We start from the raw sequence: 9,978 nt of genomic DNA, 5'->3' as shown, positions 1-9,978 counted from the left end.
TACGCTACTCTCCTTCGGAGTCAAACACTTTTTTCAGCGCTTTCATCCGGCGGGATGAATTTCTTCACTCCCAGCTGAGCCGTCTGCGTTGCCGCTTTGCCGTCTCAGTGGTGGCGCATTATAGGGATCCGAATTTTTTGCACAACCCCTTTTTTCGATCTTTTTAATCGACTGGCGAGTTTTCACTCTTTTCGCTGCGATCGCGAGCGATCCGCTCAAAAATCATCTTGTTTATCCGCCTTTTAAGCCGCAGGCTTGGGTAAAAACGTAAAGGAGAAGATCATGTCTACAGCCCTACGACCTTATAAGAACCATTTTCCGCAACAAGGCGATCGCGTGATGATCGATAGCAGCAGCGTGGTGGTGGGTGAAGTACAACTTGCCGATGACGTAAGTGTCTGGCCGCTGGTTGCGATTCGCGGTGACGTCAATAAAGTGGTGATAGGTAAAAGAAGCAATATTCAGGATGGCAGCGTACTGCACGTCACTCACAAGTCCACCAGCAATCCGGAAGGTTATCCGCTGATTGTTGGCGAAGATGTCACGGTAGGGCATAAAGCGATGCTGCACGGCTGTACTATCGGCAATCGCGTACTGGTTGGTATGGGATCCATTCTGCTGGACGGCGTGATCGTTGAAGATGATGTGATGATTGGCGCTGGCAGTTTGGTACCGCCAGGTAAACGACTGGAGAGCGGCTACCTGTATTTAGGCAGCCCGGTGAAGCAGGTCCGCCCACTCAGTGAAGCGGAAATCGCCGGGCTGCTTTATTCATCCAACAACTATGTCGGTTGGAAGAATGAATATCTCGTTCAGGAAAGCCAATCTCATTCCTGATCGCCAGTCTTACCTCTGCTGCATCGACTGCTTTAGTTTGGCAATCACTGGCGTGATCTCTGGCATCACGCCATGCCATAAATGGAAAGAGTGAGCGGCTTGACCCACTAACATACCAACGCCATCCGCCAGCTGCTGCGCGCCCTGCTGCTGGCACCACAGTAAAAATGGCGTCAAACCTTGTTGATAAAACATGTCGTAGCATCGCGTTTGCGCATTAATTAGCGATGTGCCTAACGCCGGAACTTTGCCATCAACACCGCTCGAGGTCGCATTAATGATCAGATCAAATTGCTGATCCGCTAATTGCTCAAAGCCGGCCGCTTTGATATCCCCGCTATGCTGGAAAATCTCTGCCAGCTGCTCGGCGCGTGCCAAGGTGCGATTCACCACCACCAGCGAACATCCGAATGAAAGCAGTGGCAGGATCACGCCACGCGCAGCACCACCGGCGCCCACCAGCAGAACTCGATCACCTGGATGGATCATCTGCAGTCGTTCCAGATCGCTGAGCAAGCCGATGCCATCGGTGTTGTCGCCGAAGATCTTACCCTGCGCATCTTTCTTTAACGTATTAACCGCACCGGACAATGCCGCACGTTCGCTAAGCTCATCGGCAAATTCCCATGCCTGCTGTTTAAAAGGCAGCGTGACATTGGCACCTTTGCCGCCATGCGCAAAAAAATCGGCGATCGACTGAGGAAAACCCTCAAGTGGCGCGCACTCCTTGCCATATTGATGCTCAATGCCGGTTTGCTCAGCGAACAAGCTATGAATGAAAGGAGATTTGCTATGCGCAATCGGGTGACCAAATACGGCAAAATTTTCCATGCGTTAGCCCTGACGAATAAGTTCACCGCTAATAACGTCGCGGATTTCAGAAGGATTCAGTCGCCCACCCGTTTCAGCATGTAAGACCGGGAACTGCGGACCAAATTGCTTAGCAACCTCTTCCGCATTACGACAAGGCGGTTCGCCGGAAAGATTGGCGCTGGTCGAAACCAGAGGTTTACCAAAACCGCGACACAAAGCCTGTACGTCCGGATGATCGCTAACGCGAATGGCCAGTGAGTCAAAACGCCCCGTTAACCAACGCGGCGTATGTGGCGAAGCTGGCACTACATAGGTTACCGGGCCAGGCCAACTGGCAAACATACGCTCGCGCTGCAGCACAGAGAGTTCACGGTCGGCGATATAAGGTTCCAGCTGCGCGTAATCGGCTGCAATCAAAATGAGTCCCTTCTCGACTGGACGCTGCTTGAGCGCCAAAAGTGCCATTACGGCATCCTCGCTGTCGGGATCGCAGCCCAATCCAAATACGGCTTCGGTTGGATAGGCGATAACTTCCTGTTGCTGTAGCCTCTCAATGCAAAAATCGAGACTACCCGCTGAATACTGGCTTGGCTTCATGATGATGATGCGTCCTGGACAATGGGCTTACCGCAGCGTTTGCTGGCGCAGAAGCGCTTCATGCCTTGTGCGGTTTTCTTCTCTATTAATAAAGGGAACTGGCAATGCGGGCAAACGCCTTCAACCGGCGCTGCGTTAAGGACAAACTGGCAATCTGGATAGCGATCGCAAGAGTAGAAGGTTTTGCCATAGCGTGAGCGCCGCTGTACCAGTTTACCGCTCTGACATTGCGGACAGGCGATAGCTGTTTCATCAGGCTTGTCGATGGTTTCGGTGTAATCACATTCCGGGTAGTGACTGCAACCCACGAACATGCCAAATCGCCCCTGACGCAGAACTTTGTCTGCGCCACACTGGGGGCATGCATGGCCTTCCAGCACTTTAACGACGTGTCCATCTCCCTGACTTTTCAGCGGGCGAATGTAATCGCAGGTTGGATAATTTACACACCCCAGAAAAGGGCCGTGTTTGCCGGAACGTATGACTAATTCTGCCCCGCAAGCGGGGCAGAGATCGTGTTTAGGCACGGAAAATAGTGCTGATTTACTCATATTACCGGTTGCATCAATCGCAAAATATTAATGCAGCATACCTTCATTGACGTCGAATAACAGTTCTTCCATTTGCTGATAGGCGTTTTCACATCCTGGGATGTTAAAAAGCACCATCAACACCACCCATTTGAGATCTTCAAGATCGAATTCGAGGGTATCAAGGGCCATTACGCGTTCGATGACCATCTCGCGCGTTTCCATATTCAGCACCTGGACCTGTTCCAGGAACAAAATAAAACCGCGACATTCTGCATCTAAACGCTGGTTTTCCTCTTCGGTATAGATTCGCATTGAGAGCGGATCGTTTGCCATGAGTACTGGCGCAACCAAGCCTTCCTGATAATCCGCTAACCGCTCAAGCCAATTCAACGCATTGTAGATATCTTCACGATGAAAACCGGCATCGGTTAAATCATCGGTCAATTTATCCTGATCAACGCGCATTTCAGCTTCGTTGTGGATATACGTCTCAAACAAGTACATAAGTACGTCGAACATGGCATGCCCTCCTCAATCGGACATAGCCGCCGGGTACAGCTGCGATCCATCCTGCTAACTCCAGCTCCAGCAGGTGAGCTGCGATAACTGGCACAGGTTGGCCGGCACGTTCAGCGACGACGTCAACAGGTGTAACCTCATCACCTACGTTAGCCAACACAGTTGCAAATGGCAATGGCACATCGTCACTGTGTTGTGAATATATTGTTTCTGAACTGCTATCAGGCAACCATTGCAGCGTTGAATGTAAATCTTCAAGGATATTGTTAGGATGCGCCACCAGCAGCGCGCCTTGCTGGATAAGCCAGTGCGTTCCTTCACTGCCCGGATTGCCTAGCGCGCCGGGTAATGCATAAACGTTACGATTCTGTTCCAAAGCGTACCGTGCGGTCACCAGCGAACCGCTTTTCAACGTGGCTTCAACCACCAGTACGCCAAGACTTAAACCACTAATGATGCGATTACGCCGCGGAAAGTTAACCGCATGCGGTGCCGTATCAAGGGGGAATTCCGAGATCAGTGCGCCACCGCCAGCGATGATCTCACGTGCTAACGCTTGATGACTTTTAGGGTAGATATGCTGCAGGCCGCTGCCTAATACTGCAACGGTTTTGCCCTGCACTTCTAACGCGGCCCGATGCGCCACGCCATCGATTCCGCGCGCAAGGCCGCTGGTGATGGTCAATCCACTTAGCGCTAATTGCTGCGTAAACCAGCTTCCCCATTGCTTACCATAATGCGTGCAGTGACGGCTGCCCACGACACCGAGTTGGGGCATCTGCAAGATGTCCATATTTCCCGCGACATACAGCAATGAGGGACGTCGACTGATTTCCGCTAACGCCGAGGGATAATGTTCGTCGATACAGGTAACTACATGATGCTGTTCATCCTCCAGCCATAGATGTGTTCGTGCTAACTGGCGTGGACAAAGCTCTTTAAACTGTTGTCGCTGGGTTTCGTTTAATCCCTGATCCAGTAAAAGATCGTCATCAACCTGAGCATCATCCTGCAATGCCTCCGCTAAATGTCTGACAACTCCAGAGCTTAAGCCTTTTACATTTGCCAGCCTGAGCATCCATTCAATTCTCTCCATGCTGCACTCCCTGTCAGCCGCGCTATCATGCGGTGCAATGCTGTCAATCAGACATCAAAAAGTCTACAATATGAGGCAGTAATCTTTTCTTCAACGCATACAGATCTGGATATTTATGTCAGTTTTGCAGGTATTACATTTCCCTGATGATCGCCTTCGCAAAATCGCTGCGCCGGTGGCAACCGTAAACGCAGACGTGCAGCGTATTGTCGACGACATGTTTGAAACCATGTACGCCGAAGAAGGTATTGGCTTAGCGGCGACCCAAGTCGATATTCATCAGCGCATCATTGTTATTGATGTTTCTGAAAACCGTGACGAGCGTTTGGTGCTGATTAATCCGGAACTGCTGGAAAAAAGCGGTGAAACCGGTATTGAAGAAGGCTGCCTTTCTATTCCTGAGCAACGTGCTTTTGTGCCGCGCGCAGAGTGGGTCAAGGTGCGTGCGCAGGATCGTGACGGCAAAAGCTTTGAGCTGGAAACCGACGGTCTGCTGGCGATTTGCATCCAGCATGAAATCGATCATCTTGATGGCAAACTTTTCATTGATTATCTGTCGCCACTGAAACGTCAGCGTATCAAACAGAAACTGGAAAAATTGGCCCGCCTAAACGCACGCGAAGATTAAGTGCTAATAGAAGGTTAAACTGTGTCTGCTCCGCTCAAAATTATCTTTGCCGGTACACCTGACTTTGCAGCGCGTCATTTAGACGCGCTGCTTACTTCTGAGCATCAGGTTGTTGGCGTCTTTACCCAGCCCGATCGTCCAGCCGGACGCGGTAATAAGCTTACGTCAAGCCCGGTCAAAGTCCTGGCACAGGCGCACGATGTTCCCGTATTTCAGCCGAAATCCCTGAAGCCTGAAGAGAACCAGCACCTGGTTGCCGATCTGCAGGCCGATATCATGGTGGTGGTCGCTTATGGCTTGATCCTGCCGAAAGCCGTGCTGGCGATGCCGCGCCTGGGTTGCATCAATGTGCATGGTTCGCTGCTGCCACGCTGGCGCGGCGCTGCACCCATCCAGCGCTCTCTGTGGGCCGGCGATACCGAAACCGGTGTCACCATTATGCAGATGGATGTTGGCCTCGATACCGGCGATATGCTGCATAAACTCTCCTGCCCGATTACGGCTGAAGACACCAGCGCGTCGCTGTATGAGAAGCTGGCGCAACTCGGCCCGCAAGGCATGCTGTTAACGCTGGATCTGCTGGCAAGCGGTAATGCCAGGCCAGAAGTTCAGGATGAAGCGCTGGTCTCTTATGCCGAGAAACTGAGTAAAGAAGAAGCGCATCTCGATTGGTCACTTTCAGCAGCGCAGTTGGAACGTTGTATTCGTGCCTTCAATCCATGGCCAATGAGCTATTTCATGATTGAAGAGCAACCGGTAAAAGTCTGGCAGGCAACGGTTTTGCCGCATCAGAACAAGCAACCCGGTGAAATCGTCCATGCTGATAAACAAGGCATTCAGATCGCAACGGCCGATGGTGTGCTGAATCTGGTATCGCTGCAACCTGCCGGTAAAAAAGCCATGTCCGCTCAGGACCTGCTCAATTCGCGCCGCGAATGGTTCGTACCTGGAACCGTTCTGGCCTGATCCTCCAAGCCCGGTTTGACCGGGCTTTTTGTTTGATGAAATAACATGAAAAAAGCTACCAACTTGCGCAGCCTGGCCGCGCAACTCATTGAACGCGTTGTGGACAAAGGTGAATCGCTAAGTGCCATTTTACCGGGCGCGCAAAAGAACCTATCCGATAAAGATGGCGCGCTGCTGCAAGAACTCTGTTTTGGCGTGATGCGCACGCTGCCGCAGCTGGAAGCCTTAATCGGCAAACTGATGGAGCGCACCTTAACCGGTAAGCAGCGAGTGTTGCATTATCTGTTGATGGTTGGTCTCTATCAGCTGTTATATACCCGCGTGCCGGCCCATGCGGCACTGGCAGAAACCGTGGCGGGTGCTGAAGTGCTGAAGCGCACGGCTTTAAAAGGCCTGTTAAATGGCGTGTTGCGCCAGTTCCTGCGCCAGCAAGAAGCGCTGTTAGCCGAAGTCGATCAGGGCTCGCAACGTTACTGGCATCCAGGCTGGTTGCTGAAACGTCTGCAAGCGGCATGGCCAGAACAGTGGCAACAGATTGTTGAAGCTAACAATCAGCGACCGCCGATGTGGCTGCGCGTCAATCGCCAGCATTACAGTCGCGACGCCTGGCTGGCGCTATTGCAGGCAGAAGAGAAAGTTGCTTTTCCTGGCGATGCACAAGATGCATTGCGACTGGAATCACCCGCTCCAGTCAGCCAGCTGCCGGGTTTCGATCAAGGTTGGGTGACGGTGCAGGATCTTTCTGCACAACGTTGCGCACTGCTGCTTGAGCCCAAAAATGGGGAAAATATTCTCGATCTCTGTGCTGCTCCGGGTGGTAAAACCACACATATCCTCGAAATCGCCCCGCATGCCAAAGTCTTAGCCGTCGATGTTGACCCGCAACGCCTGCTCCGTGTGCATGAGAACTTACAGCGCCTGGGCATGCAGGCTGAAGTGCGTCAGGGCGATGGTCGTACACCGGCAGAATGGTGTGGCGATATGCAGTTCGATCGTATTCTGCTCGATGCACCCTGCTCTGCCACGGGCGTTATTCGCCGCCATCCAGACATCAAGTGGCTGCGTCGCGATCGTGATATTCCTGAGCTGGCGAATCTGCAGCGTGAAATTCTTGAGGCCGTATGGCCGCGTTTGAAATCTGGCGGCACGATGATTTATGCCACCTGCTCAGTATTGCCGGAAGAGAACCACAATCAAATCAGTGCCTTTTTGGCAGCGCATAGCGACGCCGTGGCCGAGACGTTGCCGCAGGGCCAAGCCAATGGCTGGCAGGTTTTCCCGACCATCGATGGCGGCGACGGCTTCTTCTACGCTAAGCTGATGAAAAAATAGTGCTGCGCATACTGACAAGAGCATCTAAGCCATGAAAATCATTATCCTCGGCGCCGGCCAGGTCGGCGGAACCCTGGCAGAAAATCTGGTCGGGGAAAATAACGATATCACCGTCGTCGATAGCGATGCGACGCGTTTACGCGTATTGCAGGACAAATTTGATCTGCGCGTCGTGCATGGTCACGGATCACATCCGCGTATTTTGCGTGAAGCCGGTGCTGAAGATGCGGATATGTTGGTGGCGGTAACCAACTCCGATGAAACCAACATGGTGGCTTGTCAAATTGCGTATTCCCTTTTTAATACGCCCAATCGTATCGCGCGTATTCGCGCCGCTGAATACTTACGCGATGCTGAGAAGCTGTTTGTACCTGAAGCCGTACCAATTGATCATCTGATCTCCCCTGAGCAGTTGGTGATCGACAATATCTACCGCCTGATTCAGTATCCTGGCGCACTTCAGGTAGTGAATTTTGCCGAAGGCAAAGTGAGCCTCGCAGTGGTTAAAGCCTATTATGGCGGACCGCTGGTCGGGAATCCTTTGTCGATCATGCGTGAACATATGCCGCATATTGATACGCGAGTCGCGGCGATTTTTCGTCAGGATCGCCCCATTCGTCCCCAGGGTTCTACGATTGTGGAAGCCGGCGATGAAGTGTTCTTTATTGCCGCGAGCCAACACATCCGCGCGGTGATGAGTGAAATGCAGCGTCTGGAAAAACCGTATAAGCGCATCATGTTAGTTGGCGGCGGCAATATCGGCTTTGGATTGGCGCAGCGCCTGGAAAAACAGTACAGCGTGAAGTTGATTGAACGTAATCAACAACGCGCGGCAGAACTGGCAGAACGTTTGCACGATACTATCGTGTTTTACGGTGATGCCTCGGATCAGGAATTGCTGGCCGAAGAGCATGTCGATCAGGTGGATCTCTTCATCGCGGTCACTAACGACGATGAAGCCAATATTATGTCGGCCATGCTGGCTAAGAAAATGGGTGCGAAAAAAGTAATGGTGCTGATCCAGCGCCGCGCCTACGTCGATCTTGTTCAAGGTAGCGTGATCGACATTGCGATCTCGCCGCAACAAGCCACGATCTCGGCGCTGCTAAGTCACGTACGTAAAGCCGATATCGTGGGCGTGTCCTCACTGCGTCGCGGTATTGCAGAAGCAATCGAAGCGATCGCACACGGCGATGAAACCACCTCACGCGTGGTTGGGCGTTTGATAGAAGATATTAAGTTGCCGCCGGGAACCATTATCGGTGCTGTGGTGCGCGGTGATGAGGTGATCATCGCCAATGATAACGTGCGCGTCGAACAGGGCGATCACGTAATTATGTTCCTGACGGATAAGAAGTTTGTGCCCGATGTTGAGCGCCTGTTCCAGCCAAGTCCATTCTTCCTGTAAAAGCTGCGGGCGAAAGCCCGCCGTGAAAATTTCGCTTAATCCATTGTTCTAATGGCAATTGCACAAAGGTTTGTTAGACTTTAGCCATTGGCCAAGGCAAGGAGATAACAATGAGTTTATTCAAAGAGTTTCGTGATTTTGCAATGCGCGGGAACGTGGTTGATCTGGCGGTAGGTGTCATCATCGGTGCCGCTTTTGGTAAGATTGTTTCTTCACTGGTCGCCAATATCATCATGCCGCCACTTGGCTTGCTGATTGGTGGCGTCGATTTCAAACAGTTTAAATGGATATTAAAACCGGCAGAAGGTGATATTCCTGCTGTGGTAATGGAGTACGGTAACTTTATTCAGACCGTGTTCGATTTCGTTATTGTTGCCTTCGCGATATTCCTGGCAATTAAAGTAATGAACAAGCTGTATCAGAAAAAAGAAGTTGAGAAAGCGGCACCTAAGCCGACGAATGAAGAGTTACTGCTCACTGAAATCCGTGACCTGTTAAAACAACAAAATCACGATAAATTATAATAAAAAAGCCGTCCAAGTAAGGCGGCTTTTTTATCTTTAAAGAAGAAGGCCTGTGATAAACTTTTCTGCTTATCACAGGCCTCCCAGTTACGTCCTTTGCCATGTTTGTCTTTACGTTGATAGCTGCCCTTTCCTTTCTGATTCTTCTCAATGCGCTGCCTAAACAGTGGATCATGTAATAATGCTTCCAGTGCATTATCGTTGATTTTACCTTTTTGGTGCTGATAGCGAGTCATCTCGTCCTCCGGTTATTTACGGCGCAACTATATTCCTTCCAGCGCAAAATTCAATCCTTACTACAACAAATTTCAGGCTGCGGCTCCTCACCTCTCTCCAGAGCTTCAAGTATTGAACAGCAAGTGCTGCTATGTATGTCGCCGCAGCAGGTTTCAGCTAAACGATGCAATGAACGTTGAATCGTCTGTAGTTCGGCAATCATGCCATTCACTTCATCCAATCTTTTCGCCACAATGGCTTTGGATTCCTGGCAAGTATGATGTTCAGGATCGATGCGGATCGACAATAAACCACGGATTGACTCTAAGCTAAAGCCGAGTTGGCGACCATAACGAATAAAACGCAGCCGCTGTAAATCATCGTCGCTATAAAGACGAAAACCGCCCTCAGTGCGTACCTCATGATTCATCATCTGCTGTTTTTCATAAAAGCGGATGGTGTCTGGCGTCACATCCGCCATTTTTGCCAGCTGGCCAATCCGATACATG

13 protein-coding genes are annotated in these 9,978 nt (G+C 51.2%); 6 read left to right on the top strand and 7 right to left on the bottom strand.

All coding sequences use genetic code 11. The features are described from left to right. The first annotated feature begins 282 nt into the window (after nucleotides 1–282). Nucleotides 283–837 (top strand): gamma carbonic anhydrase family protein, encoded by a 555-nt coding sequence (locus tag K5Y32_RS23920; RefSeq protein ID WP_222186061.1) that lies wholly within the window; start codon nucleotides 283–285, stop codon nucleotides 835–837. Between the two features lie 9 nt (nucleotides 838–846). Here K5Y32_RS23920 and aroE read toward each other — a convergent pair whose 3' ends face one another. Genes aroE through dprA form a run of 5 tightly spaced genes read right to left on the bottom strand, consistent with a single transcriptional unit; the run spans nucleotide 847 to nucleotide 4,395 of the window. Next, nucleotides 847–1,668, bottom strand: coding sequence for a shikimate dehydrogenase (gene aroE / locus K5Y32_RS23915; RefSeq protein ID WP_222186060.1), 822 nt, complete (start codon nucleotides 1,666–1,668; stop codon nucleotides 847–849). Between the two features lie 3 nt (nucleotides 1,669–1,671). Then, nucleotides 1,672–2,247: an L-threonylcarbamoyladenylate synthase type 1 TsaC gene (tsaC, locus tag K5Y32_RS23910; RefSeq protein ID WP_222186059.1), complete on the bottom strand. Its 576-nt coding sequence runs from the start codon at nucleotides 2,245–2,247 to the stop codon at nucleotides 1,672–1,674. Beyond that, nucleotides 2,244–2,798 carry a type I DNA topoisomerase gene (locus K5Y32_RS23905; protein ID WP_192414903.1) on the bottom strand — a complete coding sequence of 185 codons (555 nt, stop codon included), beginning with the start codon at nucleotides 2,796–2,798 and terminating at the stop codon, nucleotides 2,244–2,246. The genes tsaC and K5Y32_RS23905 overlap by 4 nt, the downstream gene beginning before the upstream one ends. A gap of 27 nt (nucleotides 2,799–2,825) precedes the next feature. After that, nucleotides 2,826–3,299 (bottom strand): DUF494 family protein Smg, encoded by a 474-nt coding sequence (smg, locus tag K5Y32_RS23900; protein WP_007891699.1) that lies wholly within the window; start codon nucleotides 3,297–3,299, stop codon nucleotides 2,826–2,828. Further along, nucleotides 3,271–4,395, bottom strand: a complete 1,125-nt coding sequence (gene dprA / locus K5Y32_RS23895; protein WP_222186058.1) for a DNA-protecting protein DprA — start codon at nucleotides 4,393–4,395, stop codon at nucleotides 3,271–3,273. Before dprA ends, smg begins: the two co-directional genes overlap by 29 nt. Nucleotides 4,396–4,510: 115 nt before the next feature. Between dprA and def the strand changes: the two genes are divergently transcribed. The 5 genes from def (at nucleotide 4,511) to mscL (ending at nucleotide 9,253) form a co-directional block, all read left to right on the top strand. After that, on the top strand, nucleotides 4,511–5,023 hold the full coding sequence (def, locus tag K5Y32_RS23890) for a peptide deformylase (RefSeq protein ID WP_008104717.1): 513 nt from the start codon (nucleotides 4,511–4,513) through the stop codon (nucleotides 5,021–5,023). 21 nt (nucleotides 5,024–5,044) lie between these two features. Further along, the gene (fmt, locus tag K5Y32_RS23885; RefSeq protein ID WP_222186057.1) at nucleotides 5,045–5,989 is read left to right on the top strand and encodes a methionyl-tRNA formyltransferase; all 945 of its coding nucleotides are present in this window, start codon (nucleotides 5,045–5,047) and stop codon (nucleotides 5,987–5,989) included. Between the two features lie 45 nt (nucleotides 5,990–6,034). Beyond that, nucleotides 6,035–7,321: a 16S rRNA (cytosine(967)-C(5))-methyltransferase RsmB gene (rsmB, locus tag K5Y32_RS23880; protein ID WP_222186056.1), complete on the top strand. Its 1,287-nt coding sequence runs from the start codon at nucleotides 6,035–6,037 to the stop codon at nucleotides 7,319–7,321. Nucleotides 7,322–7,352: 31 nt separating this feature from the next. Next, nucleotides 7,353–8,729, top strand: coding sequence for a Trk system potassium transporter TrkA (gene trkA / locus K5Y32_RS23875; protein WP_007891694.1), 1,377 nt, complete (start codon nucleotides 7,353–7,355; stop codon nucleotides 8,727–8,729). Nucleotides 8,730–8,839: 110 nt separating this feature from the next. After that, nucleotides 8,840–9,253, top strand: coding sequence for a large-conductance mechanosensitive channel protein MscL (mscL, locus tag K5Y32_RS23870; protein WP_007891693.1), 414 nt, complete (start codon nucleotides 8,840–8,842; stop codon nucleotides 9,251–9,253). On the opposite strand, the gene K5Y32_RS23865 is transcribed toward mscL, so the two are convergent. Both K5Y32_RS23865 and zntR read right to left on the bottom strand, forming a co-directional pair. After that, nucleotides 9,238–9,489 (bottom strand): alternative ribosome-rescue factor A, encoded by a 252-nt coding sequence (locus K5Y32_RS23865; protein WP_222186055.1) that lies wholly within the window; start codon nucleotides 9,487–9,489, stop codon nucleotides 9,238–9,240. The two genes, mscL and K5Y32_RS23865, sit on opposite strands and share 16 nt — an antisense overlap. Before the next feature lie 50 nt (nucleotides 9,490–9,539). Beyond that, nucleotides 9,540–9,977: a Zn(2+)-responsive transcriptional regulator gene (zntR, locus tag K5Y32_RS23860; RefSeq protein ID WP_222186054.1), complete on the bottom strand. Its 438-nt coding sequence runs from the start codon at nucleotides 9,975–9,977 to the stop codon at nucleotides 9,540–9,542. Nucleotide 9,978 lies beyond the last annotated feature (1 nt).

It is taken from the genome of Pantoea sp. DY-15, from assembly GCF_019795935.1.
In the GTDB taxonomy this organism is placed as follows: Bacteria; Pseudomonadota; Gammaproteobacteria; order Enterobacterales; family Enterobacteriaceae; genus Pantoea; species Pantoea leporis.
Note: the sequence above shows the minus strand (reverse complement) of the source record. Positions and strands in the feature narration are given on the sequence as shown.